The sequence below is a fragment of the Afipia carboxidovorans OM5 genome (genome assembly GCF_000218565.1).
Taxonomy (GTDB): domain Bacteria; phylum Pseudomonadota; class Alphaproteobacteria; order Rhizobiales; family Xanthobacteraceae; genus Afipia; species Afipia carboxidovorans.
This window is the reverse complement of the sequence record NC_015684.1, coordinates 2,200,043-2,226,521: the sequence shown is the minus strand read 5'-3', so window position 1 is coordinate 2,226,521 and position 26,479 is coordinate 2,200,043. Positions and strand designations below refer to the sequence as shown.

Sequence of the window (26,479 nt, the reverse complement as noted above, 5' to 3'; positions counted from 1 at the left end):
CTTAGCCTAGCAAAGGATCGTGCCGCCGTCCCGTGGCGATAAAGCGGCGTCAGGCCGAGGGAGCGTGCGGGACGTTCCGCGAGGCATTGAACCGGATCACGATCCGCGTGCCCGCATGGGCGGGATCACGCTCCACGCTCGCCTCGAGCTTGGTGGCCATCGCGCTGACAATACGTTGCCCCATGCCGGTCGAGCGCGGGTTGTCCTGCTTCGCCTGCAGGCCGACGCCTTCGTCGGAAATGGCAAGCTCGATGCCTTCGCCGTTCGGGCGGCGCAGATCGACATGGATCGGTCCGGAGCCTTCGGGATAGGCGTATTTGACGGCGTTCATGACGAGTTCGTTGACGATGATGCCGATGCCGACCGCGCGGTCCGGATCGATCTCGACCGGCTCCGCCTGCAGCGTCAGGCGCGACATGCGGTTGCCCTCGGTGGAGCGCCGCAGATCCTCGAGCAGCGCTTCGAGGTACTGGTTCAGCATCACGCTCTTGAGGTCATGCGATGTGTAGAGGCGGCGGTGCACCTGCGCGACGGCGGCGACGCGCCCCATCGCGCTCGTCAGCGCGGCCTTGACGTCGTCGTCGTTCGTCGACGAGGCCTGAAGGTGAAGCAGCGAAGCGATGATCTGCAACGAATTGCCGACGCGATGGTTGACCTCGCGCAGCAGCAGCTCGCGTTCGGCCGCCAGCGCCGCATAACGGTCGCGCGAGGCGTGGACCTCGGCTTCCGCCTCATCGCGGGCCTTGCGCATGCGCGCGGTCTCCAGCGCGCCGGTAACCGCGGCGTGGAGCTGGGGGACGAAGTCGCCCTTGGTGTCCTTGACGATATAATCGATCGCGCCGGCCTTCAGGGCCGCAATGGCGACCTGGCTGTCCTCGGAGGCGGTGACGAACACGATCGGCGGTGTCGCCATCGGCAGGCGATAGATTTGTTCGAGGGTCGCTAGGCCATCGAGTCCCGGCATGTGCTGGTCGAGCGCGATGACGTCGATGCCGCCCTGCAGAAGCCGGGTGATGCCGTCTTTGCCGTCGGCGGCGTGATCGACGTCGATGCCGTGGCGTTTCAGGCCGCGTTCGACCAGCCGGGCAAGGGCCGGGTCGTCGTCGACATAAAGCAGTCTGGGATTCTGGGCTGTCATGCTTTGACCGGCGGAACCTGTATCACGGAGAAGAACAGGCCAAGCTGGCGGATCGCGTTGGCGAAGTTTTCGTAGTTTACGGGCTTCGTAATGTAGACGTTACAGCCAAGCTCGTAGCAGCGCTTGATCTCCTGCGCATCGTCGGTGGTGGTGAGGACGACGACCGGCGCGGATTTCAGCGTGGCGTTGTCCTTGACGCGCTTGAGAATATCGATGCCCGTCATGTCGGGCAGGTTGAGGTCGAGCAGGATCAGCAGCGCTTGTCCCTTGTGCTGGTTGGCAGTTCCATCAGCGCCGAACAGATAGCTCACGGCATCCGTCCCGTTGGTAAACGGCATGATCTCGTTATTCACGCCCGAGCGGCGGATGTTGCGCTCGATCAGACGCGCATGGCCTTCGTCATCTTCGATCATCACGATTTTGACAGGATTACCCATAACTTTTTCCTTGTCGTGACAAATTCCACTTTGAAGGCAGCGTTATCGTAAAGGTACTGCCTTTGTCGAGTTCGGATGAAACCGTGATGGAACCGCCGAGGCGGCGGACCAGCGCACGCACGTGCGCGAGGCCAATGCCCTGACCGGGCTTGTCCTGCGTACCCGCGCGGCGGAATAAGTCGAAAATGCGGTCATGATCGTTCGGATCGATCCCCCGGCCGTTGTCGGTGATATCGTACACCACGAAACCGAGTTTGGTGCGACCGCGAATGGTGATCTCGCCGGGGACGCCGTTGCGTAAGTATTTCAACGCATTTTCGATCAAATTGGAGAAAATCTGCTCCAGGGCGAGGCGGTCGCTGACCAGGTTGGGCAGGGGGTCGATCGAAATCTCCGCCTGCGCCTCGGTCGCCTGATGCGCCGTGGCATTGACGATCTCCTGAACCAGCGCGCGCATGTCGACCACGACGGGATTGAATTCGCGGCGGCCCTCGCGCGTCAGTTTGAGGATGGCGCTGATGAGGCGATCCATCTTGCCGATCGAGGATTTGATGAAGCCGAGCGCCTCGGAGAAGTCTTCCGAAAGCTGCTGGTCTTCGGGCGGCAGTACCGGTTCGTCGGAGGAGGTGCTGTCCGGCACGGATTCGGGCGGAGCCGCGGCGGCCGCGCGGCTGTAGCGCGCGATGCGATTGAAGATGTCGCCGCGCAGCTCTTCGAGCTCGCTCGTGAATCCCATGATGTTGACGAGTGGCGAGCGCAGGTCGTGACTCACGATATAGGCGAAGCGCTGGATTTCCTGGTTGGCCTCGCGCAGATCGGTGGTGCGTTCGTCGATCGTGGATTCGAGATTGAGGTTGATGTCGCGCAGCTCCTGCTGGGCCTCATCGCGTGCCCGCGTCGAGGCGCGCAGGAGAACGATCGACAGGATCGCAAGCAGGACGACGAGCGCGCTGCCGGAGGCCGTGACGACTGCGGAGAGAAAGCGCGTGCGCTCGGAGGCCTCGGTGCGTTGCTCGAACAGCCGGTTTTCCTCGAGACGCATATCACGCGAGATATCGCGCATGCGGTCCGTCGTGTCGCCGGCCGCCGTTTCCAGAAGCAGACTGCGGGCCTCGCCGGCCGCGCCGCTCTTGATGCGTTCGCCAACGCTGCGTAACTGCTCCAGCCGCTGGTTGGTGAGCGAGCGTAATTCGGAGACTTTCTCCTGCTCGTACGGATTGTCGCGCGTGAGCGCTTCAAGCCGGGCGAAGGAGGGCGCCATCAGAGCGTCGGCTCTGGCGAAATCGTTGAGGTAATTGTCTTCGTGCGAAAGCAGATAGCCGCGCATCGCACTTTCGGCGCGCTGAAGCTGAAGCTGAACGGTGGAGATCTGGCTTTCGACCTCCACCGTATGCGTCACCCACAGCGCATCGGTGCGGGCGCGATTGCTGAGGTAGAGGGAGCTCACGCTGACGGCGACAAGGATGATGAAGCCGGCTGTCAAAAGGCCGACCTGCCACAGCGTGCGAAGGCGCGCGCGTTCGATCGTCACGTCGGCCTCTCGATCACGTTCGTCAAGCACGCTCCGTTCGCTGGGCGGTTGGCGGTCCCGTATGCCTGTGAGGCGATACGGTCTTAGTTGGTTTTGCTGCCCCCGCTGGCAAGATACTGCTCAAGCCAGTGAATATGGTAGTCGCCGTCGATGATGCTGCCCTCGCGCGCGAGTGCGCGGAACAAAGGCAGCGTCGTCTCGACGCCGTCGATGACGATCTCGTCGAGCGCGCGCCGCAGCCGCATCAGGCATTCGCCGCGCGTCTTGCCGTGAACGATGAGCTTGCCGACGAGAGAGTCATAATAAGGCGGGATGACGTAGCCCTGATAGACGGCGGAATCGATCCGCACGCCGAGGCCGCCCGGCGGATGGAACTGGGTGATCTTGCCGGGCGAGGGCCGGAAGCTCACCGGGTTCTCGGCGTTGATGCGGCACTCGATGGCGTGGCCGTTGATCTTGATGTCGTTCTGCGCGCAGGGCAGGTCGCCGCCCGCGGCGATCCGGATCTGTTCGAGAACGAGGTCGATCCCGGTGATCATTTCCGTGATCGGATGCTCGACCTGAATGCGGGTGTTCATTTCGATGAAATAGAACTCGCCGTCCTCGTAGAGGAATTCGATGGTACCAACGCCGACATACTTCATCTCGCGCATCGCCTTGGCGCAGATCTCACCGATCCGCGCGCGGGCCTGCTTCGAAATGATCGGCGAGGGGCTTTCCTCCCAGACCTTCTGGTGGCGGCGCTGCAGCGAGCAGTCGCGCTCGCCGAGATGGATCGCGCCGCCGCGGCCGTCGCCAAGAATCTGGATTTCGATGTGGCGGGGCTTTGCGAGATACTTTTCCAGATAGACCGAGCCGTCGCCGAACGCGGCCTTGGCTTCGTTGCTCGCGGTGGTGAGCGCCATCATCAGGTCGGCCTCGGTGTGGGCGACCTTCATGCCGCGTCCGCCGCCACCGGCCGCCGCCTTCACGAGAACCGGGAAGCCGATCTTCTTGGCGATCGCCATCGCCTCGTCGTTCGGGGTGACGCTGCCGTCAGAGCCCGGCACCACGGGAATGCCGAGGCGCTTGGCGGTCTTCTTGGCTTCGATCTTGTCGCCCATGGTGCGGATGTGCTCCGCCTTGGGGCCGATGAAGTCGACGCCGTGCTCGGTGAGGATTTCGGCGAAGCGGGCGTTCTCGGAGAGAAAGCCGTAGCCGGGATGCACCGCGTCCGCGCCGGTGATCTCGCAGGCCGCAAGCAGCGCCGGAATGTTGAGGTAGCTGTCCTTCGCCGCCGGCGGGCCGATGCACACGCTCTCGTCGGCGAGGCGCACATGCATCGCGTTGGCATCGGCGGTGGAGTGGACCGCCACGGTGGCGATGCCGAGTTCCTTGCAGGCGCGCAATACGCGCAAGGCGATCTCGCCACGGTTGGCAATCAGAATCTTGTCGAACATCGTGCCTGCCTTCTCGTCACCTCAAGGTGCCCTGCGGCTGTCGCCTGGAAGGTGAGGCCGCTGCCTTCGGCGCGGACCTTGCCGCGCAACGAGGAGCGACGCCGTTGTTTATTCAATAATGACGAGAGGCTCGCCGAACTCGATCGGCTGGCCGTCCTCGACGAGAATCTGGGTGACCGTGCCGGTGCGCGGCGAGGGGATCTGGTTCATCGTCTTCATCGCCTCGATGATGAGGAGCGTGTCGCCGGCCTTCACCTTGGCGCCGACATCGATGAAGGGCTTTGCGCCGGGCTCGGCCGCGAGATAGGCGGTGCCGACCATCGGCGAGGGCACCATGCCGGGGTGCTTCGCGACATCGATCACCGGAGCGGCCGCCGGTGCTGCCGCAGCATTCGCCGCCGGAGCAGCAGACGCCACCGCGACGGGCGCCATCGGTACGCTTGCGGCGACCGTGACGTTACGCGCGATGCGCACGCGCAGGCCCGCACGCTCGACCTCGATTTCGGTCAGGTTGGATTCGTCCAGCAGCGTTGCGAGATCGCGGATGAGCTTGCGCTCATCGGTATGCTCGGTGCTGGGGCTGGCTTTGTCTTGCGGCTCACGCGCCATGTTGTCGGATTCCAGAGATGATTTGAGAACAGTCGATGTCAGGTTTTCGCGGCAAGACCGATCCGGGCTGCGAGACCCAGGATCGCGAGCCTGTAGCCCTCGATTCCGAACCCGCACAACGTCGCGAAAGCGGCTTTTGCGATAAAGGATTGGTGGCGGAAACGCTCGCGTGCATAGACGTTCGAGACGTGGACTTCAACCGTCGGAATTTGCACGCCGACGATGGCGTCGTGGATCGCGACCGAGGTGTGCGAGTAGCCGCCGCCGTTGATGATGAGGCCTGCCGCCTGCTTCTTCGCCGCCTCATGGATGAGGTCGACGATTTCGCCTTCGCGGTTGGTCTGGTGACAAACCGCTTCGAGGCCGAAGCGCGCAGCGGTTTCGCGGCACAGTGCCTCGACATCGGCGAGCGTGTGGTGGCCGTAGATGTCGGGTTCGCGTGTGCCGAGTAGATTGAGGTTCGGACCGTTGAGAACGTAAATGGTCTTGGTCATCCGAATGTCGATCCCTGAAACGGCCCTGTACGCCAAAAAAGCGAAGCGGTGTCAGGGGTTATAGGTAATAAGGGGAAGTGAGGGAAGCCCTCGATGCAGACTGTGCACCCTCTAATGCCCCTGAAAACGAGCAAAAATATGCGGGAATCCCGTGAAAACCGTTGGTTAACCAACACGGGGAATGACCTGCGGCCCGTTCGGCGGGAAAGTGCCGTCACGGGGCGGGTCGTCCCGTGACAGCGAGTCGGAAGAGGGGATGCGGCCGGGTCGGCCCGGCGGCATCGTTGAAACAGGAAGGGCTCAGCAGCTTTCCTTGCCGCAGCGGGCCATCGAGACCTTCTTGGTCAGTTCTGCCAACCCGACCGCACCGACCACGACCTCCTTGCCGATCACGTAGCTCGGCGTGCCGGTGAGGCCCATATCCTCGGCGATCTTGAAGTTTTCCTTCAGCGTCTCGTTGATCTGCGGGCTTGCCATATCCTTCTCGATCCGGGCCACGTCGAGTCCGACATCCTTGGCAGCGGCAAGCGCACGTGCCTTGTCGGCCTGACCGTGACCGCCGAGCAGCTTGCGGTGGAAGTCGAGATACTTCTTGCCCGTGGGGTCCTGCATCTTCACGGCGATCGCGACGCGCGCGGCTTCGACCGAACCGGGGCTCAGCACAGGGAAGTCCTTCAGCGTCACGCGCAGGTTCGGATCGAAGTTCATGAGATCGAGCATGTCGGTCATGGCGCGCTTGCAGTAGCCGCAGTTGTAATCGAAGAACTCGACGAAATTGACGTCGCCCTTCGGATTTCCGAGCACCACGCTGTTGGGCGAGTTGAAGAGCGCCTTGGCGTGCTTGTCGACGGCGGCCTTCTGCTTCTGCGTTTCGGCGACGGCCTGGCGCTTGCCGAGTTCGGCGGACACTTCTTCCAGCACTTCAGGGTGCGCGAGCAGGTAGTTGCGAACGATGGATTCGATGTCCTTCCGCTGGGCATCGGTGAACGACTGCGCCGAAGCGGCGACGGGAAGGCTCACGGCAAACGCGAGAGCGAGCGGTACGAGCAGACGAAGAGGGCGCATGAAAACTCCTTTGGGCCGGTGACGGACCGGCATCAGTTCTTGACCGGCTTGGTGTTGACGATGTCGTCGGCGCGCACCCAGCCGGGCGAGCCGATCGGAAAACGGGTCTTGGCGCGCGAGGCGAGGTCGCGGGCAGTCTTGTGGTCGCCGCGCAGATAGGCGGCCTGTGCGGAGGCGAGGTCGGCCTGCGCGAGGTCGCCCTTGCGGCCATAGGCCATCGCGATCTGCATGTAGCCGAGAGGAACTTCAGGCTCGCGCGCCAGCGCACCCTTGAGAATCGTAATGGCCTCGTCTGCGTAGGCCTTATTATCGGAGGCGACCAGCGCCTGACCAAGTAACATCTCAATGAGCGGCGAACGTTGCGACAATTGGACGGCCTTGCGCAGCGGCGGGATGGCCTCCGCCGGCCGGCCGCCCTCCAGCAATGCCTGACCCTTCAGTTCGTAGAAATAAGGATTGGCGGGCTCCACCTTGATCAGGCCGTCGATCTGGGGGATCGCGTTGTTCAGGTTGCCGTGGCGATAGGCGGCGATGGCACGCGCGTAGCGGGCGGGCAGGCTGTTGTCGGAGGCGGGATAGCGGCGATAGACCGTTTCCGGCCGCTCCATGAAGCCGGAGACCTTTGCCCGCATCATCTCATGGCGATGCATCAGCGCGGGCGCATCTTTCTTGTCCCAGTAGGGGCTCGACCTGGCGAGGCCCGCGAGCGCCTCGACGCGTTCGGCCGGCATCGGGTGCGACTGCATGTAGGGATCGGCGCCGTAGGCCGAGAACAGGCTGTCGCTCTGGAAGCGCTTGAAGGTCTCGTACATGCCCTTGGCCGACTGACCGGTGGCGTTGAGGAATTTGACGCCGGCCTTGTCGGCGCTTTCTTCCTGCTGGCGTTGATAGGACAGCAACGTGCGCATGATCATGCTCTGTGGGGCGGCGACAGCGGCCGCGCCACCGGCACCGATGCCGGAGCGTCCGCCCGCAACCGCGGCGCCGATGCCGAGCAGCATCGCGACGATCATCTGGGTCTGCGCGTTGGCGAGCTGCTGGCGCATTTTCGCGAGATGTCCGCCCGCGAGATGGCCGGTCTCGTGCGCGAGCACGCCGATGATCTGGTTCGGCGTCTCCGATTTTAAGAGCGCACCGTAGTTGACGAAGATGCGGCGTCCGTCGGCGACGAAGGCGTTGAAGCCCGCGTCGTTGATAATGACGACCTGGATGTTCTGCTTCTCGAGGCCTGCCGCGCGCAGGATCGGCCGCGAGTAATCGCGCAGCAACTGCTCGGTCTCGGCGTCGCGCAGCAGAGGCGGCCCCTTCTGCTTCGCCGACTGCGCGAAGGCGGGAGCTGCCGGCCAGCTCGCGAGCAGAAGCGCAGCCGACGCGAGCGTCGCGATCGTACGGCGGGTGCGGCTTGCCCGAAACGGCTCGGTGCGGAGGGAAAGGCTAAGTTCCGTCATGGCGCGGTGGCTGGCAGTCCGGTTTTAGAGGCTGTCGCGGGAGCGTTGGAGCCCGGCGGCGGCGCGTGATAAGACCCCGTTCAACGGACGGAATGCGGCGGGAGCACGGCGGGTGAAGGAACCCCTGCGCGGACCGCTTTTCCGTCTTTTCGATAATGGGCATAGCAGATTCATGCGGGATGGGAGAGTGCGGCCGGCGGCGGAGCTTTTGACGGCCTCGCGCCGTGGCGACGTTCCGCCATTCATGGTGATGGACGTGATGGCGGCGGCGGCCCGGATCGAGGCTGCGGGCGGCCATGTGATCCATATGGAAGTCGGCCAGCCGGCGTCACCGGCGCCTGCCACGGCGCGGGCGGCAGCCAGGGCGGCGATCGATGCCGGGCGGCTCGATTACACCTCTGCGCTCGGTCTGCTGTCGCTGCGCCAGCGCATCGCGCGCTACTATCGCGACAGCCATGAACTCGACGTCGACCCCGAGCGGATCGTCGTCACCACCGGCTCGTCGAACGCCTTCATCCTCGCCTTCCTCACGCTGTTCGAACCGGGTGACCGCGTGGCGGTGACGTTGCCGGGCTATCCGCCGTATCGCCATATCCTGAGCGCGCTCGGCTGCGAGGTGGTGCCGATCGAGACCACGGCCGCAACACGACACGCGCTCAGCGGTGAGATGCTGTTGGCTGCGCACCGCAAGACACCCTTGAAAGGTGTGCTGGTTGCAAGCCCCGCCAATCCGACCGGCACGATGATGAGCCGCGAAGCAATGGCCGAGCTGATGGATGCGGCGGCGAGCGAGAACATTCGCTTCATCTCCGACGAGATTTATCACGGTCTCGATTATGCATTCCCGGCAACGACCGCGGCGGCGCTGTCGGACGATGCGCTCGTCATCAATTCATTCTCGAAGTATTTCTGCATGACCGGCTGGCGCGTCGGCTGGATGGTGGTGCCCGCGCCGCTGGTGCGGGCGGTCGAGCGTCTGCAGCAGAACCTCGCGATCTCCGTGCCGACGCTGTCGCAGATCGCGGCCGAGGCGGCGTTCGACGGCACCGCCGAGATGGACGCGATCAAGCACGGCTATCAGGACAACCGCCGCCTTCTGATAGAGGGCCTGCCGCGCGCGGGTCTCGACAGTTTTCTGCCCGCCGACGGCGCGTTCTATCTTTATGCGGACGTCTCGCGTTTCACCGATGACAGCTTCGATTTCGCACGGCGCATGCTGGAAGAGGCGCATGTCGCGGCAACGCCCGGCATCGATTTCGATCCGGTGCACGGCAAGTCGTTCCTGCGCTTCTGCTACGCAGGTTCACGGGCGGAAACGGAAGAGGCGATCGCGCGCATCACGCAGTGGCTGAGGCGCTGAGTTCACCTCTCCCCGTCGGGGAGAAGTGAGGAGCAGGGCGGCTCACAAGAAAAACCCGGCTCAAGGAAGCTGTCCTTGGCCGGGTTTTATTTGTGTGATGCGGTGCGCGGTTATTCCGACCGGCGTGACCACCAGCCCCTACGGCGCGGCGCGGAGGGAGCGGGCTCCGGCTCGGCAGGCGGCATCTCGTTGCTTGAGGCTAGCTCGTTTGATGCGGACTCGCTCGGCGTAGTCTCAACCGGCGCAGGCGCTGCAGCCTGTTCTTCAGTTGCGGCAGCAGCCGGAGCAGCCTCCGTTGCAGGTGCGGTGTCGGCTACGGGCGGCTCGCCGAAGAAGAAGCTCACCTTCTCGCGCACGGTGGAGCGGCGCGGGGCCTTGTCTTCCTCATGCGCGGGGGCGTCAGCCTCCGGTGCGGCGGCTGTCGGCGCGGTGGCTGCCGGTGCGGGCGTGCTTTCGTTTTCCGTTGCGATCGGCACGGAGATGTCGGGCTGCGGCGCATCGAAGGACGGCATGCTGAGATTGTGCGGCGTGCCTTCGTCTGCGGATGCTTCACCGGCCTCTGTATCTGCCTCGCCTGCGGTAGCAGTCGCCTCGTCACCATTGCCGTTTCCATTGCCACGACGGCGGCGACCACCACGGCGGCCACGGCGGCGCGGACGGCGCTCGCCATTCTCCTCGCCGCGCGCGGAAGCGGCTTCGGAATCCTCCTCGCCATCTTCGCTGGCCTCAGCCTGCGTATCCTCGCCGGTGGATGCTTCGCCCTCGGCGGACTGCGCGGATGCCTCGCGGCCTTCACCACGTCCGCGGCCACGACGGCGACGACGCCGGCGGCGATTGCCGTCCTCGTTTTCGCCCTGAGCATCAGCCGTCTCGGTGTCGCCGTTCTCGGCGCTTTCGGTTTCAGTCTCTTCCTCGAAGAACTCTTCCTCGGCGTCGAACTCCTCGACCTCGACGGGCTGCGCGGCAACGCGCGCGGCCAGAAGTGCCTTGGCGGCTTCGACGGTGTGGACCTGCTCGCCGCGCTCGATGACGAATGCCTGCTGGCCGCCCACGGTCGGATCGGCGATCACCGCGAGCGTGACCTGGAAGGCTTCCTCGAGGTCGCGCAGGTGGCCGCGCTTGTGGTTCAGAACGTAGAGCGCGACGTCGGTGCGGGTGCGCACCGTGTAATTGTGCGTGCCGCTCTTCATCAGTTGCTCTTCGAGGCTGCGCAGCAATTGCAGCGCGACCGAAGCGACGGAGCGGACGTGGCCGATGCCGCCACAGGTCGGGCAGGGCTCGGTCGAGCTTTCCAGCACGCTGGCGCGGATGCGCTGGCGCGACATTTCCAGAAGGCCGAAATGCGAGATGCGGCCGACCTGGATGCGGGCGCGATCCTGCCGCAAGCAGTCGGAGAGCTTGCGTTCGACCGCGCGGTTGTTGCGCTTCTCGTCCATGTCGATGAAGTCGATGACGATGAGGCCCGCGAGATCGCGCAGCCGCAACTGCCGCGCGACTTCCTCGGCGGCTTCGAGATTGGTCTTGAGCGCGGTGTCCTCGATGTGATGCTCACGCGTCGAGCGGCCGGAGTTGACGTCGATCGAAACCAACGCTTCGGTCTGATTGATGACGAGGTAGCCGCCGGAGCGCAGTGTTACGACCGGCGAGAACATCGCGTCCAACTGGCTCTCGACGCCCATGCGCGAGAACAGCGGCTGGTTGTCGCGATAGAGCTTCACCGCCCGCACGTTGGAAGGCATCAGCATCTTCATGAAGTCGCGCGCTTCATGGTAGCCCTCTTCGCCGGACACCAGAACTTCGTCGATCTCCTTGTTGTAGAGATCGCGCAGCGAGCGCTTGATGAGCGAGCCTTCCTCGTAGACGAGGGTGGGGGCCTGCGACTTCAGCGTGAGGTCGCGCACCGTCTCCCACATGCGGATGAGGTATTCGAAGTCGCGCTTGATTTCCGGCTTGGTGCGCGAGGCGCCTGCCGTGCGCAGGATGATGCCCATGCCTTCCGGCACGTCGAGGTCCTGCACCACGTCCTTGAGGCGGTTGCGGTCCTGCGCCGAGGTGATCTTGCGGCTGATGCCGCCGCCACGCGCGGTGTTCGGCATCAACACGGCATAGCGGCCGGCGAGCGAAAGATAGGTCGTGAGCGCCGCGCCCTTGTTGCCGCGCTCTTCCTTGACGACCTGCACCAGCATCACCTGGCGGCGCTTGATGACTTCCTGAATCTTGTACTGGCGGCGCGGGCGGAAGGTGCGCTCCGGCACTTCCTCAAGCGCATCGTCGCCACCGACGGATTCGACCTGCTCGTCTTCCTCGCCGTCGCTGTCGTCGTCCTCGTCGCTGTCGGAGGCCGCATCCTCGCTGGCGTGCTCGGCGTCGGCGTGCTCCTCATGGGTCTCACCGGCGTGCTCGCCATTGTCGTCATCGTGATCATGATCGTCGTTGTGGTCGTGGTCATGCGCGTCGTCATGACCATGATCGTCATGACCGTGATCGTCGTGATGGTCTTCCGCCGTCGCAGGCGCGTCGTCGACCGTCTCCGGATAGTCGAAGGTGGGATCGTCGATGCCTTCGTCGGCCTGATCGCCGTAATCATTGCCCTCGATCGAGGGCAGGGGGCGGCCCGGTGCGCTCGGCACCACGGAGGGCGCAACGGTCGCGGGCGTCACCGTCTCGTCGGTGGGCTCGTCGTCGTAGCCGTAGCCGCCGAACGGCTGCGGCTCGGTGGAATCGTGCGGGAACGCCGGCGGCGCCTCGGTCGCGGGCGCGCTGTCCTCAACGATGGCGCTGCGCACGCGCTCGCCATGGCTGCGGCGGCGCGAGCTGCGGTGGCGCGAGCGGCGGCGGCTGGCGCGGTTTTCGTTTTCTTCCTCGGCCTCGCGGTGCGCGCGCTCGTCGGCCTCGATCAACGCCTGCCGGTCGGCGACGGGGATCTGGTAGTAGTCGGGATGGATTTCGCTGAAGGCGAGGAACCCGTGGCGATTGCCACCGTACTCGATGAACGCGGCCTGGAGCGAAGGCTCCACGCGCGTGACCTTGGCGAGATAGATGTTGCCGCGAAGCTGCTTGCGTTGCGCGGATTCGAAATCAAACTCTTCGACGCGGTTGCCGCGGACCACAACGACCCGGGTCTCCTCCGGGTGGGTGGCGTCGATCAACATTTTGTTCGGCATTTCGGAACTCATGACGGCGGACGCCAGGCGTGGCGGCGAGCGCTGGGCGCGCGGCCGGACGGCAGAACGGTCCACCTGATTCGGGGGTGAGGGGAAGGCCAAACCGCCTGGCGATGCCCCGCGCCGAATCCAGGGCAGACGTTTTCCGTCGCGCAAGATCGTCGCGTCGGATTGTCGGGAGACCTGGAAGGACCTCGCTGGAGGAGGTCCGGATCGGCGTAACAGTGTGGCGCATCTAAGCGGCGGCCCGTCTAAATCATGCGGCAGCGACGTGCTGCCTGTCTGCCAACGGACCCAGCAGGAGCTGGGTTCACTCAAAGCCGATAAGGCGTTGCGGGCGCCGCTGGGGCGGTTCGCGTCCTTGCGGCCGCGAGCCCGTTGCCGTCTGGCTTCCTGTTCTCCCGGGCCTCAATCGGCCGTCCCTGAAACCCGGCCGCGCGCTGCGCTGGCTGGAGAGGGGTCGATCAATACACCGAACCCTGAAGCGCTAAGCCATTATGGCCTTCAAGCTTTTCGGGGAGAGTGCCGGACCGGGAGCTGAACGCGATACAACCGGAAGTTCAAAACCGTTAGCATGCAAAACATACGGACATCGGAGCCTTCTGGCAAGGGAGCGTCAAGCGAGCGTCACGTCCCTGCAACAGAGGGCGGTAATCGTGAGGAGGCGGGTAAGGTCTGGTTAACCGTCCAGTCCTATTGGGATAGAAGGTAAGTCCGGAGGCGGGGAACTCTTTGAAACGCCGGACAAGAATCCGTGTTTTGCAGGCAATCGCCGGCCTTATGGCCGTAGCGGTCTATGCCGGTGTGCCGTCCGCCCAGGCGGTCGAGACCGTGCCGCCACGCCCGGAAGTTGCAGCCGTCCTTCCTGTCGCCTCCGACGCGCGGGTCGCGGGTGACGAGCGAGCCGCCCGGTTCATCCTCGACCTCGACCGCAAGATCGAGGCCCGCAGCTTCATCCTCACCGACCCGTATCGCGTGGTGCTCGATCTGCCCCAGGTGGCGTTCCGCCTTCCGGAGGGGACCGGCAAGAGCGGCCGCGGGCTCGTGCGGGCGTTCCGCTACGGCATGGTGATGCCCGGCGCCTCCCGCATCGTCATGGACCTCGCGGGCCCGGCCAGGATCGAAAAGGCCTATGCGCTCGATGCGGCGAACGGCCAGCCGGCGCGGTTCGTCGTCGAGGTTGCCGCCTCTGATGCGGCAACCGCCAAGCGCGAGGCGCGCGAGAACGCCGCTCCTGCGTTGCGCCCGACGATTGTTGCCAATGCAAGCCCCGATGCGCCGATCCCGCCGCAGGAGGATAAAGTCACCGACAGCCGCCCCGTGATCGTGCTCGATCCGGGCCATGGCGGCATCGACAACGGCACCGCCGCGGCGAGCGGGGAGAACGAGAAGGACATCGTCCTGTCGTTCGCCATGGCGTTGCGCGAGCGCATCGAGAAGTCCGGCAAGTATCGGGTGGTGATGACGCGCGACGACGATACCTTCGTGGCGCTCGCCGATCGGGTGAAGGTCGCCCGCAACCACACTGCCGCGCTGTTCGTCTCGATCCACGCCGACGCATTACCGAAGCGGGAAGGCGATGCGCAGGGCGCCACGATCTACACGCTCTCGGATCGCGCCTCCGACGCCGAGGCCGAGCGGCTCGCCGAATCGGAAAACAAGGCCGACGCCATTGCCGGTATCGACCTCACCGAGGAGCCGACCGAGGTCGCGGATATCCTGATCGACCTCACTCAGCGCGAAACCCGAGCCTTTTCAACGCGCTTTGCCAAAACCCTGATGCGCGAGATGAAGGCGGTGGCGCGGATGCACAAGCACCCGCTGAAGTCCGCCGGGTTCCGGGTTCTCAAGGCGCATGACGTACCTTCGGTGCTGATCGAACTCGGCTACGTCTCGAACCGGGGCGACCTGCACAATCTCGTTTCCGCAAGCTGGCGCGAGAAGATGGCCGGTTCCGTTGCCTCAGCGATTGATGCTTTCTTCGGCGAAAGCCGTGGCAAGGATACCACCCGAATCAACGCAAGTGCCTCCGCAGCCGCGAAGCGGTGAGCGAGCCCTAGTTTGGCCACAGCGTCCGCTTTATAGAGAGCGTCAGAACAATGAGGCGTGCGCGGGTGCCGTCATGATATGGTCCCGCCGCGATCCGCCCGCGGACCGACATTGCCCCGGCGCGAAGGCTTTTAACTGAAAACGGATTGAGAATGCGGTTCTTCGTGCGCTTTCTGGGGTTCCTGTTCGCCGCCGGAACGATCCTGTTTCTGGTCGGCGTCAGCGCGGTCGCGGGCCTGTTGTGGCACTATTCCAAGGACCTGCCGGACTACACCCAGCTCAAGAACTATGAGCCGCCGGTGATGACGCGCGTCCACGCGGCCGATGGCTCGCTGCTCGCCGAATACGCCAAGGAGCGCCGTCTCTATCTGCCGATCCAGGCGATCCCGAAGCGGGTCATCAATGCGTTCCTCGCGGCCGAGGACAAGAACTTCTACGAGCACGGCGGCATCGACTTCACCGGCATGGCGCGTGCAGCGATTCTCTACGCGCAGAACTACGGCTCGAACCGCCGCCCGCAGGGCGCGTCCACCATCACCCAGCAGGTCGCGAAGAACTTCCTGCTGACGAACGAGGTCTCCTTCACCCGCAAGATCAAGGAAGCCTTGCTGGCAATGCGCATCGAGCGCACCTACAGCAAGGAGAAGATCCTCGAGCTTTACCTCAACGAGATCTATCTCGGCCTTGGCGCCTATGGCATCGCCGCCGCCTCGCTCGTCTACTTCGACAAGTCGGTGAACGAGCTCACGGTGTCGGAGGCGGCCTATCTCGCCGCGCTGCCGAAGGCGCCCGCGCTGCTTCACCCGGTCCGCAACCACGATCGCGCGATTGAGCGCCGCAATTACGTGATCGACCGGTTGGTCGAGAACGGCTGGATCAAGCAGTCGGAAGCCGCCACCGCGCGCAAGGACCCGCTCGCCGTCACGAGCCGCAGCAGTGCCGCGCACATCTTCGCGGGCGAATACTTCGCCGAGGAAATCCGCCGCGACATCTTCGAGCGCTACGGCGAGAAGAAGCTGTACGAAGGCGGTCTGTCGGTGCGCGCGACGCTCGACCCCAAACTGCAGGTCGCAGCCCGTCGCGCGATGGTGAAGGGCCTCGTCAATTACGACGAGTCGGTCGGCTGGCGCGGGCCGGTGAACAAGATCGATCTGTCCGGCGATTGGGGCGTGAAGCTCGCCGAGGTGAAGGCGCTCTCCGACGTCTCGCCGTGGCGGATGGCGGTGGTGCTGGAGGCCAACGACCAGTCCGCCCGCATCGGCTTCCAGCCGGGCCGCGAATTGGGCGGCGCGATCTCCAAGGTCCGCGACACCGGCCTCATCACCATGGACGGTGTGCGTTGGGCCAAGCCCGCGACAGGCCCGAACCGCTACAAGGCGCCGACCAAGCTGACGCAGGTGCTTGCTCCGGGTGACGTCATTTATGTCGACCCGCTGCTCGCCAAGGACGGCAAGGTGGTGGAGGGGCAGTATCGACTCCGCCAGATTCCGGACGTCTCGGGCGGCCTCGTCGTCATGGATCCGAACACCGGCCGCGTGCTGGCGATGACCGGTGGCTTCTCGTTCGACCAGAGCCAGTTCAACCGCGCGACGCAGGCCTATCGTCAGCCGGGCTCGTCCTTCAAGCCGATCGTCTATTCGACCGCGCTCGACAACGGCTACACGCCGTCGAGCATCGTGGTCGACGCGCCGATCGAGATCGATCAGGGTTCGGGCAATGTCTGGCGGCCGGAGAACTATTCGACCGGCAAGTATTACGGCCCGCAGACGCTGCGCTTCGGTCTCGAGCGCTCCGTCAACAACATGACGGTACGGCTCGCGCAGGATATCGGCATGCCGATCATCGGCGAGTACGCCAAGCGCTTCGGCGTCTATGATGAACTGCCGAACTATCTTTCCTATGCGCTCGGTGCCGGCGAGACGACGGTCATGCGTATGGTCGCGGCCTATTCGATGATCGCCAACGGCGGCAAGCGCGTGAAGCCGACACTGATCGACCGCATTCAGGACCGCTTCGGCCACACCATCTACAAGCACGACCAGCGCGAATGTCGTGGCTGCGACGCGCCGGAAGGTTGGCACAACCAGCCCGAGCCGACGCTTGTCGACCGCCGCGAGCAGGTGCTCGACCCGATGACGGCCTACCAGATCACCTCGATGATGGAAGGCGTGGTCCAGCGCGGCACCGCGACCATCGTGCGTGAGGTCGGCAAGCCGATTGCGGGCAAGACCGGCACCACCAACGACGAGAAAGATGCCTGGTTCATCGGCTTCTCACCCGACATCGTGGTTGGCCTCTACATCGGTTACGACAAGCCGCGCGGCCTCGGGCGCGGCGGCACCGGCGGCCATCTCGCGGCGCCGGTCGCGAAGGATTTCCTGAAAGTCGTGCTGGCCGACAAGCCTGCCGTACCGTTCCGCGTTCCCGCCGGTATCAAGCTGATCCGCGTCGATCTCAAGAGCGGCATGCGCGCCGGACCGGGCGAGGGCGGCCGCACCATCCTCGAGGCCTTCAAGCCGGGCACCGCGCCGCCTGACAACTACGCCGCGATCGGCGTCGTCGACGGCAGCGGGCAGGTGCTCACCGTGTCGCCCGATGCAGATCGCGCCATCATGCGGCCCGGCACCGGCGGCCTCTACTGACCCCGGATTGCATCGCGAGAGCGCAGCGGTTAAGTCCTGCCCGGACTTGGCGCTGCGCGCGCCGAATCGTTGCCGTTTGAGTTTGAGAAAAGAAAACAGAGCTCCCGATGCGTCCTGAAATCGAACGCCTTGTCGAAGAGATCAAGCAGTCAGTCGGGCTGCTGAGGAGGCATCTTTGACGTCGATGCCGCAACCGCGCGCCTTGCCGAACTGAACAACCTCGCCGAGGATCCGAATCTCTGGGACGATCCGCAGAAGGCCCAGAAGCTGATGCAGGAGCGCACTTCGCTCGAAAATCAGCTTGGCGGCATCGGGCGGACCGAGCGCGAACTCGAAGACCAGATCGGGCTGATCGAACTCGGCGAAGCGGAGAACGACGCCGCCGTCGTTGCTGAAGCCGAGGCGGCGCTTGCGGCGCTCAAGAAGGACGTCGCGCGTCAGGAGCTTGAAGCGCTGCTTTCCGGCGAAGCCGACAGGTTCGACACCTATCTCGAAGTCCATGCCGGTGCGGGTGGCACCGAGAGCCAGGACTGGGCCTCGATGCTGCTGCGCATGTATACGCGCTGGGCCGAGCGCAAGGGCTTCAAGGTCGAGTTTCTCGAAGAGACCCAGGGCGAAGAAGCGGGCATCAAGTCCGCGACGATCCAGATCAGCGGCCACAACGCCTATGGCTGGCTCAAGACCGAGGCGGGCGTGCATCGTCTCGTGCGTATCTCGCCCTACGATTCAAACGCGCGGCGGCACACGTCGTTTTCGAGCATCGCGATTTTCCCGGTGGTCGATAACTCGATCAAGATCGACATCAACGAATCCGATGTGCGCGTCGACACCATGCGTTCGGGCGGCGCGGGCGGCCAGCACGTCAACAAGACCGAATCCGCGGTGCGCCTCACGCATATCCCGACCGGTGTTGCCGTGGTCTGTCAGGCTGGCCGTTCGCAGCACAAGAACCGCGCGCAGGCGTGGGACATGCTGCGTGCGCGCCTCTACGAGATCGAGCTGAAGAAGCGCGAGGAGCAGGCTGCTGCCGATCAGGCCGCCAAGACCGATATCGGCTGGGGCCACCAGATTCGCTCCTATGTGCTGCAGCCCTATCAGATGGTGAAGGACCTGCGCACCGGCGTGCAGACCTCGGACACCTCAGGCGTGCTCGACGGCGACCTCGACGAGTTCATGGCCGCGACGCTCGCGCAGAAAGCATTCGGCACCGCGCCCGGCGAGATCGAGGACGTGGACTAATCTGCGCGATGCGCGGAGCCGAGATCGAAGGCTAACGGGCGCGATGCGCGCCCGTCACATTGGCCGGTGCTCCTAATATTTGGCGCGATCCGGCATCTTGCGAAACTCCAGCCATACCTTCTGGGCTTCGGCCTGCATCATCTGCTGAGGATGCAGCGTGCGCTGGGCGTAGGGCTTCTTCATATCGATGCTGATATTTGAATCGTCGAACAGGTCCGCATAATCGGTCCACGCGGCCGCATAATAGATTTTGTCGATGCGCGCCCAGTAGGCGGTTGCGTAGCACATCGGGCAACATTCGCAGCTCGTGAAAAGCGTTGCGCCGCGCAGGTTGGGCGCACCGATCTTCTTGCACGCAATGCGGATGGCATTGACTTCGGCATGCGCCGACGGGTCGTTGTCGCGCAAGACGCTGTTGCCGCTCGCGGCAAGCACCTCTCCGTCACGGACGACGACGGCCCCGAACGGCCCGCCGGTTTTGTCGACAATGCCGGCCTGCCGCATGGTCTGGATCGCCAGCGCCATGTGCTTGCGATCCTGCTCCGTGATTTTCGATTTCGCGCGAGCCTTCGCAGGCTTGGCGATCGCCTCGTTGCCGACCATCGTTGCGGCGGCAAGGCCGGCGCCGGCGGCCAGAAAATTCCGGCGGTGAACCACGCGGGCGGACGAAAACAGCGCATCAATCGATTTGTCTACACTCATTTCCGCTCCGGTGATTCGAGATATCTCGCTCGTCGTTTCGACGACTCGAAGCATTCGCAATTTTCCAAAACGAGTCAATTGAAGGCGGCTCTTGCACTCCGCCGACACCGGCGTGCCGTAGCAACCAGACCGCCGACACCGCCAGGCATCCCCTTTTCGCGGGGTACCGTGCTCCCCAAACGCTGTTTAGCGTGATGACGAATTAGGCCCGGCGCTGCTGCCCGGGCGCCATTCATGTTGGGGGATCATTGCGATATGACGGGCAACATCCGGAAATCTCGGACGCAATCTCGGATCTGGCTACTGGCCGGTTTAATCGCCCTGTCGGCGGTCGCCGCCGCGCAGGCACAGCCCCACACCGCATCGGCCGTGGACATCACGCCGTTCAAGGCGGTCTACAAACTCGACTTCGGCCCGTCGAACGACAAGTCTCCGTTCAAGAGCGGGCAGGGCCGCCTCACCATCGAATTCACCGGCAGCCGTTGCACGGACTATCGGCTGATCCGCATCGTGAATGCCAGGCTGAATACCATCGGCGAACCGCTCACCATTCAGTCGGAGGCGACGTTTGCTGAAAACGCCGCCAGCAGCCAACTCGCCTTCAGCATGGTGGAGAGAAACAACGGCAAGGTCTCGCGGCAGTACAATTTGATCGCCCGCAAGAACGACAGTGGCGGGGCTACCGTCAGGTCCGGCAGCTTGCCCGGCGGCAAGGCCGATCTGCCGAGAGGCACGCTGTTTCCGATCGAGCATGAGCGTGCGGTGATCGCCGCGGCGTCGGCGGGCAACAAGACGCTGGCGACAACCTTCTACAATCCCGAAGAGTCGATCGGGAATATCGAGCAGATGTCCTACACGTTCGGTCCTGAAAGCAAGAACGCCCTGCCGAAGGGCCATCCCGCCGATATCGAGGCGCTGCGAAACCAGACGCGGCAGCGTGTTCAGGCGATCTTCCGGACCCAGAAGACCGGAAAAATCCGGGTCCGCGAAAGCATGACCTCGTTCAACAACGGCATTCTCACCGTCTCGGACGCACTCTTCGAGCAATTGCGGATCAAGGCCAGCCTGCAGTCGCTGACGATGCTGCCAAAGCAGGCCTGCTCATAAAGCAGTTCTGCGTAAACATCGTATCTGACCGAGTGGGCGAGGCGCCTAGCCCTGTCCGAAGCGGGCACCGGCGCGCAGGAAGCGCTGCGGGTCGACGGCTTCGCCATCGATCCGGGTCTCGTAGTGCAGATGCGGGCCTGTTGAGCGGCCGGTGGAGCCGACTTCGCCGACAACATCACCGATGCGCACCGTCTCACCGACCTTCACCTTGATCGCGGAGAGGTGTCCGTAGCGGGTCGACAGCCCGTTGCCGTGATCGATCTCGACCATGCGGCCATAGCCGCCGGACCAGCTTGCATTGATGACCTTGCCGTTCGCGGTAGCGCGGACCGGATCGCCGGTCGAGCCGCGGAAATCGAGGCCGCTGTGCATCGCGGGCCGTCCCATGAAGGGATCGTTGCGCACGCCGAAGCCGGAGGAGAGTTCGATCGCGCCGACCACCGGTTTGCGATAGGGGACCATCGCCAGCGTGTAGTTGAGCTTGTCGGCTTGCGCGCGGGACTGCGCCACACGATAAAGTTGCTTGTCGAAGTCGCTGGCGTTCGCGGCAGGCGCGCGGACCGGAATATAGGGGCCGCCGACATGGCCCCTTGGAGTGGCGGCTTCGAGCTTGGCGAGATTGAGCCCGAGGTCGGAGATCAGCCCGCGCACGCGCTTGATGCGGCCGTCGTATCGGCCCTCGGCGGCGTTGAGGCTCGCGGTCTGGCGATGCTCGATCTTGTCGAGCGAGGCTTCGAGTTTTCGCACCATCGCCTCCGGCACGCGCTGGCGGCCGTTGCGTGCATGGGCGCTGCCGAACATCGACCAGCGTGACCCGAGGCTTGCTTCACGTTCCGCTGGAACTGTCGAAGGCGGTGCGATGTCGTTGATTGGAGATGGCTTCGGCGTCCCGCGCGTGGTGCGGGACGGACGGATCGAGCCGGTCGCGGCATTGTCGGGCAGCGCCATCAGCGCATTGGTGCGGGATTCCAGCGCACTCTGCCGCTGCAGGATGCGGGCGAGCTTCTGGTCGTATTCCTCCTGATCGAGCAACTGCCGGCTGGTGGTGCGGTCGATCCGCGACCGCAGCTCGGCGATGCGATCTTCATAGGCGTATTGCATCTCGGCCTGCCGCGCGATCAGGCGCGTCAGCACGTCGTCGCGGAAGGCGAAATAGGTCGCGGTCGCGGCCGACCACGCGCCCATCAGGATGATGGAGCCGGTGATGATCCAGAACACGACCGGCCCGATGCGGACCTGCTTGCCGCCATGGACGAGCGCATAGCCGCGCGACTGGCCCCGCTGCGGAGGCGGTGGGGCATTGCGGGCAGGCGGAGGTGGCCGCCGGGGCATTCCCCGCCCATCGTCATGAGGGTGATGATGAGGGGCGTATTCGTAGGAACGGTAGGGCGGCGACATCGGAACTCCTGAGCCGGCCAAACGAGAGGCACGGCTGCCGGGAGCGATCTGACATCGTCATGGTTAAAATTCAGGAAAGCGCATCGCGAATGGTTGAAAGAACAGCCTCCGCATGGCCCGGCACTTTGACGTTGCGCCAGACCCGCACGACCCGGCCGTTCTCGTCGATCAGAACCGTTGTCCGAACAACGCCCATGAAGGTCTTTCCGTACAAGGACTTTTCAGCCCACACGCCATACGCCTCGAGCATCGCCAGCGTCTCGTCGGAGGCGAGCGCCACCTTGAGGTTGTTCTTGGCGCGGAAGCGCTGCAGCGCCGCCTGCGGATCGGCGGAGACGCCGAGGACCGCGGCGCCCTGCCGCTCGAACTGCGGCGCGAGACGGCTGAAGTCGTTGGCCTCGATGGTGCAGCCAGGCGTTCCGGCGCGCGGGTAGAAGAACAGGACAAGCTTGCGGCCGGCAAAGTCCTTCAGCGCGACGGTGCTGCCGTCATCCCGGGGAATGCGGAACGCGGGTGCGCGCTTGCCCTCGACAAGGACCGGATCGGCGGCTTTGGCGGCTGCGCCGGTGGCGCGTGCGGGTGCCTTGCGGGGTGCGACAGGGCTGCGCGCGGCAGCCTTTGTCACCCCGGTTTTGGAGGCGGCTGTCTTGCGCGACACCGTAGCCGCGGCCTTGGGTGTTTTCTTGATTGTTTTCTTGGGCATACGCCTTCCTTTCGTCGTTTTCGACCGTCAATTGAGGATGCAGGGCACGCTGCAGGATCGGACATGCCGGTCTGTGCGCGAGGCGATTTGCCGCCGGACACTGCCAGCCCATTTTGCCAGCCCAATTCCGCTGGCGCTGAGATACACTGACACGGGATTCTCCGCGCCCGCGTTGGACGGGACAGATAACACACGGGATTCGCCGCATGCCGCGCTCTGAGCCTCCCTTTCCGGTGACTCGGACCGTCGTGGCAGCCGATCGATGTTCAACGCCCAAATGTTCAACGCCTAAGTGAGGCAATGCAAGACTTCCAGCCTCAGAAAGCATCGCGATCTCAAGCGGACCAGTCGGATGCGGCTCAGGCGAAGGCAGGCCGGGCGGGCGCTCCGGGCTGGCAGGACGAGTGTTGCGATGAGGCAAGGCGGCTTCTGAAGCGCCGCCGTGTCGGCATGCGCGTCGGTGCGCCGTTCGTGAGGTTCGGGCACCGCATTCTCGATACCGTCTGGCTGCGGCGGACGCTGGCGACGTTCGGTGTGCTCGCGCTGGTGTTCGGCGTCGGCTTCTTCGGCCTGTGGCTGCGCCTCGGCGCCGGGCCGATCAACCTCGATTTTGTCACCCCGTGGCTCGCCTCTGCCATCGAGGAGAACCTCGGCCGCAATCATACCGTCGAAGTCGGCGGTACCCAGATCGAGCGCGCGGGGCGCATCCGCGTCGCGGTGCGGCTGCGCGACATCGTGGTGCGTGACGCCAACAAGGCGATCGTCGCGACCGCGCCGAAGGCTGAGGTGCGGCTCTCCGGCATGGCGCTCCTGTTCGGCACGCTGCGTGCCGAGACGCTGCGGCTCGTCGATGCCGGGCTGGCGGTACGGATTACGCCGGACGGCGAGATCATCGTCTCGACCGCGGGCACCATGCAGCCGCTCGCAACCGGCCGGGTGCCGGTGAAACCGCTGGTGATCGCACCCTCGGAGAGTACACCCGCACCAGCAAGCGCGCCGGACGAGACCGGCCAGCCGCAGGTCGCAGTGGCGTCCGCGCCCGGGCTGCTCGCGGTGATGGACTGGCTCGACACGCTTGGCTCCAAGGGGCTCGACGGCCAGAGCCTCAACGAGATCGGCCTGCGCAACGGCTCGCTGATCGTCGACGACCAGCAGAGCAAGACCGAATTTTCCTTCGAGCACATCAACCTCAGCCTGCGCCGGCCGTCGTCCGGCGGCGTAACGCTCACCGTCGGTGAGGACGGCCCGGACGCGTGGTCGCTGCGGGTCGGTGTCGGCGCGCCGGAGAATGGCGTGCGGCCGGTCCACTTCGTCGCCAACAAGGTGCCGACCCAGAACCTCATTCTGGCGGCGCGGCTCAAGGACTTCACCTACACCACCGCCGGGATGCCGCTCAGCGGCGAGATCAAGGGCGAGGTCGGCCGCGACGGCCTGCCGACCTATCTCGCCGGCACGCTCTCGATCGGCAAGGGCGACATCATCGACCGCAGCACGCCCGACTATCCGATGCCGATCGACCGTTTCGACGTGCGGCTTGATTGGGACGCGAGCCGCCGCGTTATGGTCGCGCCATTCCAGGTCACCTCGGGCGCGAACCGCGTTACCTCGCTGGCGCATCTCGAAGCGCCGAACGGCCACACACCGAACTGGCAGCTCGGCCTGTCAGGCGGCACCATCGTGCTGGCCGGGCCGAAGGGCGAGAACCCGGTGATCTTCAATCGCATCGCGGTCAGGCTGCGCTTCGACACCGAGCATCGCCGCGTGCTGATGACCCAATGCGATATCAGCAACGGCGAGGTCGGCGTCGCGGGCTCCGGTGCGGTCGATTATTCGATGCCGGCTGCGCAGGTGCAGCTTGGCCTTGCGACCACGGCCATGCCAGCCTCGACGCTGAAGAACATCTGGCCGATCCTGATCGCGCCGGAGGTGCGCGAATGGCTGATCGACCGCGTCAACAACGGCACACTTCAGCATCTCGACATCGCGGTGAATGCGCCGATCCGAACGCTCGCGCGTGGCGGTCCGCCGATCCCGGACGAGGGGCTGTCGGTCGATTTCTCCGCATCAGGTGTCGAACTCTATCCGCTCGATGAATTGCCTGTGGTCCACAACGCCGATCTGAAGGGCCATGTCAGCGGCCGCACAGTGAAGGTGACGATCGGGCAGGGCAGCGTCGATACGCCCGCGGGCCGCAAGCTCGCCGTCTCCGATGTTCTGTTCCAGGTCCCGGATCTGGTGCCGAAGCCCGCACCTGCGAGCGTGCGCTTCCGCCTCGACGGCCCGGTGCCGGCGGCCGCCGAGATCCTGCAGTCGGATCGGCTGAAGGACGTCAGCGGCGATGCGATCGATCCCGCCACCAGCAAGGGCAACATCGCGGCGGTGATCACGCTCAACATGCCGTTGAAGACCGCGCTCACCAAGGAGGAGACGAAATACTCCGTCAGCGTCGATCTCGGCGGCGTATCGATCGACAAGCTCGCGATGAACCAGAAGCTCGAGGCGAATGCGCTGAAGCTTGTCGCCGACAATCAGGGCTATCGCGTCAAGGGCGACGTCAAGATCGCGGGCCAGCCCGCTTCGCTCGACTATCACAAGAGCACCGAGGGCGACGCGGACATCCGCCTTGCGGCGACGCTCGATGACAATGCACGCGCGCGGCTCGGCATCGATCTCGGCGCCAGCGTGTCGGGGCCGATCCCGGTGAAGATCATCGGCAAGATCGGCGGCGACAACAACAGCAAGCTCGGTGTCGAGGCCGACCTCACGCCCGCCAAGATCGACAACATCCTGCCGGGCTGGACCAAACTCGCGGGCAAGACGACCCGCATGACCTTTAACGTGGTGCAGAAGCCGCAAGGCACGCGCTTCGAGGACGTGGTGGTCGAGGGCAGCGGCACCTCGATCAAGGGCACGGTTGAGGTCGATCAGAACAACGATCTCGTCAGCGCGGTCTTTCCGACCTTCTCGCCGTCTGAGGGCGACAAGGCCTCGCTCAGGGCCGAGCGCGGCAACGACGGCGTGTTGAAGGTCACTTTCCGCGGCGAGGTGTTCGATGGCCGCAGTTTCATCAAGAGCGCGCTGTCGGGCAGTTCCAGCAGCAGCAAGAGCAAGTCGAGCGTGAAGCTCGACGATTTCGATGTCGACGCCAGGCTCGGTGCGATTGCAGGCTTCTACGGCGAGGCGCTGCGCAGCGTCGATCTCAAGCTCTCGCGCCGTGGCGGCACGATCCGCACTTTCGCACTGTCCGGTAAGCTCGGACGCGACACGGCGCTCAGCGGCAGTCTGCGCTCGCGCGGGCAGGGGCGTGACGTGCTCTATGTCGAGACCAAGGACGCAGGCGCGCTGTTCCGCTTCTCCGACACCTATTCCAAGATGGTCGGCGGTCAGATGTGGGTTGCGATGGACACGCCTTCGGCCGACTCCGCGCCGCAGGAAGGCCTCCTCAACGTCACAGACTTTGTAGTGAAAGGTGAGGCCGCGTTGGACCGCGTCGTCAACAATGGCGGCGCTGCCAACTCGCGGGGCATTCAGTTTTCGCGCATGCGCACCGAGTTCACCCGCCAGACCGGCCAGCTTCGGATCAAGGATGGTGTGGTGCGCGGGCCCGCGGTGGGCGCGACCATCGAGGGCGATATCAACTACGCCGCGAACCAGGTGCGCATGAGCGGCACCTTTGTGCCGATGTACGGGCTCAACAATATGTTCGGGCAGATTCCGATCGTCGGCCTCGTGCTCGGCGGCGGCAGCAACGAAGGCCTGATCGGCGTGACCTATGAAGTCGTGGGCACGCCGGGCGCGCCGGTGCTGCGCGTCAACCCGATCTCGGCGCTGGCGCCGGGCCTCACGCGCAAGATCTTCGAGTTCGGCACCGGGCGGCAGAATGGCCCGCCCGATTTCCCGGAATAAATCTCAGACTGATTTCGTATTAATCCCGTCACTGCTGTGCGAATTGAT

18 protein-coding genes are annotated in these 26,479 nt (G+C 64.6%); 6 read left to right on the top strand and 12 right to left on the bottom strand.

Going from position 1 to position 26,479, the window contains the following annotated elements:
• Window positions 1-49: 49 nt before the first annotated feature.
• The 8 genes from OCA5_RS10300 to OCA5_RS10265 form a co-directional block, all read right to left on the bottom strand.
• Window positions 50-1,138, bottom strand: a complete 1,089-nt coding sequence (locus OCA5_RS10300) for a sensor histidine kinase (protein ID WP_012563123.1) — start codon at window positions 1,136-1,138, stop codon at window positions 50-52.
• On the bottom strand, window positions 1,135-1,575 hold the full coding sequence (locus OCA5_RS10295; protein ID WP_012563124.1) for a response regulator: 441 nt from the start codon (window positions 1,573-1,575) through the stop codon (window positions 1,135-1,137). The genes OCA5_RS10300 and OCA5_RS10295 overlap by 4 nt, the downstream gene beginning before the upstream one ends.
• A complete protein-coding gene (locus tag OCA5_RS10290; RefSeq protein ID WP_013913149.1) occupies window positions 1,568-3,106 on the bottom strand; it encodes a sensor histidine kinase in 1,539 nt (512 codons plus the stop codon). Before OCA5_RS10290 ends, OCA5_RS10295 begins: the two co-directional genes overlap by 8 nt.
• An 83-nt stretch (window positions 3,107-3,189) precedes the next feature.
• Window positions 3,190-4,545, bottom strand: coding sequence for an acetyl-CoA carboxylase biotin carboxylase subunit (accC, locus tag OCA5_RS10285; RefSeq protein WP_012563126.1), 1,356 nt, complete (start codon window positions 4,543-4,545; stop codon window positions 3,190-3,192).
• 108 nt (window positions 4,546-4,653) lie between these two features.
• Complete coding sequence (gene accB / locus OCA5_RS10280; RefSeq protein ID WP_012563127.1) at window positions 4,654-5,154, bottom strand: acetyl-CoA carboxylase biotin carboxyl carrier protein; 501 nt, start codon at window positions 5,152-5,154, stop codon at window positions 4,654-4,656.
• 38 nt (window positions 5,155-5,192) lie between these two features.
• The gene (gene aroQ, locus OCA5_RS10275) at window positions 5,193-5,648 is read right to left on the bottom strand and encodes a type II 3-dehydroquinate dehydratase (protein ID WP_012563128.1); all 456 of its coding nucleotides are present in this window, start codon (window positions 5,646-5,648) and stop codon (window positions 5,193-5,195) included.
• Between the two features lie 300 nt (window positions 5,649-5,948).
• Entirely contained in the window at window positions 5,949-6,713 is a 765-nt protein-coding gene (locus tag OCA5_RS10270) for a DsbA family protein (RefSeq protein ID WP_012563129.1), read from the bottom strand.
• A 32-nt stretch (window positions 6,714-6,745) separates the two neighbouring features.
• The gene (locus OCA5_RS10265; protein ID WP_012563130.1) at window positions 6,746-8,161 is read right to left on the bottom strand and encodes a M48 family metalloprotease; all 1,416 of its coding nucleotides are present in this window, start codon (window positions 8,159-8,161) and stop codon (window positions 6,746-6,748) included.
• Window positions 8,162-8,333: 172 nt separating this feature from the next.
• Between OCA5_RS10265 and OCA5_RS10260 the strand changes: the two genes are divergently transcribed.
• Window positions 8,334-9,521, top strand: a complete 1,188-nt coding sequence (locus tag OCA5_RS10260; protein ID WP_013913148.1) for a pyridoxal phosphate-dependent aminotransferase — start codon at window positions 8,334-8,336, stop codon at window positions 9,519-9,521.
• Between the two features lie 110 nt (window positions 9,522-9,631).
• On the opposite strand, the gene OCA5_RS10255 is transcribed toward OCA5_RS10260, so the two are convergent.
• On the bottom strand, window positions 9,632-12,685 hold the full coding sequence (locus tag OCA5_RS10255) for an Rne/Rng family ribonuclease (RefSeq protein ID WP_013913147.1): 3,054 nt from the start codon (window positions 12,683-12,685) through the stop codon (window positions 9,632-9,634).
• Between the two features lie 780 nt (window positions 12,686-13,465).
• Between OCA5_RS10255 and OCA5_RS10250 the strand changes: the two genes are divergently transcribed.
• From OCA5_RS10250 to prfB, 3 genes are all read left to right on the top strand, one after another.
• Window positions 13,466-14,734, top strand: a complete 1,269-nt coding sequence (locus OCA5_RS10250; protein WP_012563133.1) for an N-acetylmuramoyl-L-alanine amidase — start codon at window positions 13,466-13,468, stop codon at window positions 14,732-14,734.
• A gap of 152 nt (window positions 14,735-14,886) precedes the next feature.
• The gene (locus OCA5_RS10245) at window positions 14,887-17,376 is read left to right on the top strand and encodes a penicillin-binding protein 1A (protein WP_012563134.1); all 2,490 of its coding nucleotides are present in this window, start codon (window positions 14,887-14,889) and stop codon (window positions 17,374-17,376) included.
• 107 nt (window positions 17,377-17,483) lie between these two features.
• Window positions 17,484-18,615 (top strand): peptide chain release factor 2 gene (gene prfB, locus OCA5_RS10240; RefSeq protein ID WP_148261427.1). Its coding sequence is split into 2 segments (ribosomal slippage): window positions 17,484-17,552 and window positions 17,554-18,615, totalling 1,131 coding nucleotides; the frame shifts between segments, so codons are not numbered across the junction.
• 72 nt (window positions 18,616-18,687) lie between these two features.
• Here prfB and OCA5_RS10235 read toward each other — a convergent pair.
• Entirely contained in the window at window positions 18,688-19,317 is a 630-nt protein-coding gene (locus OCA5_RS10235) for a nucleoside deaminase (RefSeq protein WP_013913146.1), read from the bottom strand.
• A 255-nt stretch (window positions 19,318-19,572) separates the two neighbouring features.
• On the opposite strand from OCA5_RS10235, the gene OCA5_RS10230 reads away from it, so the two are divergent.
• A complete protein-coding gene (locus OCA5_RS10230; RefSeq protein WP_012563137.1) occupies window positions 19,573-20,424 on the top strand; it encodes an EipB family protein in 852 nt (283 codons plus the stop codon).
• A gap of 45 nt (window positions 20,425-20,469) precedes the next feature.
• Here OCA5_RS10230 and OCA5_RS10225 read toward each other — a convergent pair whose 3' ends face one another.
• Both OCA5_RS10225 and OCA5_RS10220 read right to left on the bottom strand, forming a co-directional pair.
• On the bottom strand, window positions 20,470-21,822 hold the full coding sequence (locus tag OCA5_RS10225; RefSeq protein WP_013913145.1) for a M23 family metallopeptidase: 1,353 nt from the start codon (window positions 21,820-21,822) through the stop codon (window positions 20,470-20,472).
• A 70-nt stretch (window positions 21,823-21,892) separates the two neighbouring features.
• Complete coding sequence (locus OCA5_RS10220; RefSeq protein ID WP_012563139.1) at window positions 21,893-22,525, bottom strand: peroxiredoxin; 633 nt, start codon at window positions 22,523-22,525, stop codon at window positions 21,893-21,895.
• A gap of 300 nt (window positions 22,526-22,825) precedes the next feature.
• On the opposite strand from OCA5_RS10220, the gene OCA5_RS10215 reads away from it, so the two are divergent.
• Complete coding sequence (locus tag OCA5_RS10215) at window positions 22,826-26,431, top strand: YhdP family protein (protein WP_013913144.1); 3,606 nt, start codon at window positions 22,826-22,828, stop codon at window positions 26,429-26,431.
• Window positions 26,432-26,479 lie beyond the last annotated feature (48 nt).

Bases quoted from the DNA above. Each gene is read 5' to 3' on its own strand.
- accB (WP_012563127.1), bottom strand. From the start codon at position 5,154: ATGGCGCGTGAGCCGCAAGACAAAGCCAGCCCCAGCACCGAGCATACC.
- OCA5_RS10270 (WP_012563129.1), bottom strand. From the start codon at position 6,713: ATGCGCCCTCTTCGTCTGCTCGTACCGCTCGCTCTCGCGTTTGCCGTG.
- OCA5_RS10215 (WP_013913144.1), top strand. From the start codon at position 22,826: ATGCAAGACTTCCAGCCTCAGAAAGCATCGCGATCTCAAGCGGACCAG.
- OCA5_RS10300 (WP_012563123.1), bottom strand. From the start codon at position 1,138: ATGACAGCCCAGAATCCCAGACTGCTTTATGTCGACGACGACCCGGCC.
- OCA5_RS10245 (WP_012563134.1), top strand. From the start codon at position 14,887: ATGCGGTTCTTCGTGCGCTTTCTGGGGTTCCTGTTCGCCGCCGGAACG.
- OCA5_RS10225 (WP_013913145.1), bottom strand. From the start codon at position 21,822: ATGTCGCCGCCCTACCGTTCCTACGAATACGCCCCTCATCATCACCCT.
- OCA5_RS10235 (WP_013913146.1), bottom strand. From the start codon at position 19,317: ATGAGTGTAGACAAATCGATTGATGCGCTGTTTTCGTCCGCCCGCGTG.
- OCA5_RS10230 (WP_012563137.1), top strand. From the start codon at position 19,573: ATGACGGGCAACATCCGGAAATCTCGGACGCAATCTCGGATCTGGCTA.
- OCA5_RS10250 (WP_012563133.1), top strand. From the start codon at position 13,466: ATGGCCGTAGCGGTCTATGCCGGTGTGCCGTCCGCCCAGGCGGTCGAG.
- OCA5_RS10295 (WP_012563124.1), bottom strand. From the start codon at position 1,575: ATGGGTAATCCTGTCAAAATCGTGATGATCGAAGATGACGAAGGCCAT.
- OCA5_RS10265 (WP_012563130.1), bottom strand. From the start codon at position 8,161: ATGACGGAACTTAGCCTTTCCCTCCGCACCGAGCCGTTTCGGGCAAGC.
- OCA5_RS10220 (WP_012563139.1), bottom strand. From the start codon at position 22,525: ATGCCCAAGAAAACAATCAAGAAAACACCCAAGGCCGCGGCTACGGTG.
- aroQ (WP_012563128.1), bottom strand. From the start codon at position 5,648: ATGACCAAGACCATTTACGTTCTCAACGGTCCGAACCTCAATCTACTC.
- accC (WP_012563126.1), bottom strand. From the start codon at position 4,545: ATGTTCGACAAGATTCTGATTGCCAACCGTGGCGAGATCGCCTTGCGC.
- OCA5_RS10255 (WP_013913147.1), bottom strand. From the start codon at position 12,685: ATGCCGAACAAAATGTTGATCGACGCCACCCACCCGGAGGAGACCCGG.
- OCA5_RS10260 (WP_013913148.1), top strand. From the start codon at position 8,334: ATGCGGGATGGGAGAGTGCGGCCGGCGGCGGAGCTTTTGACGGCCTCG.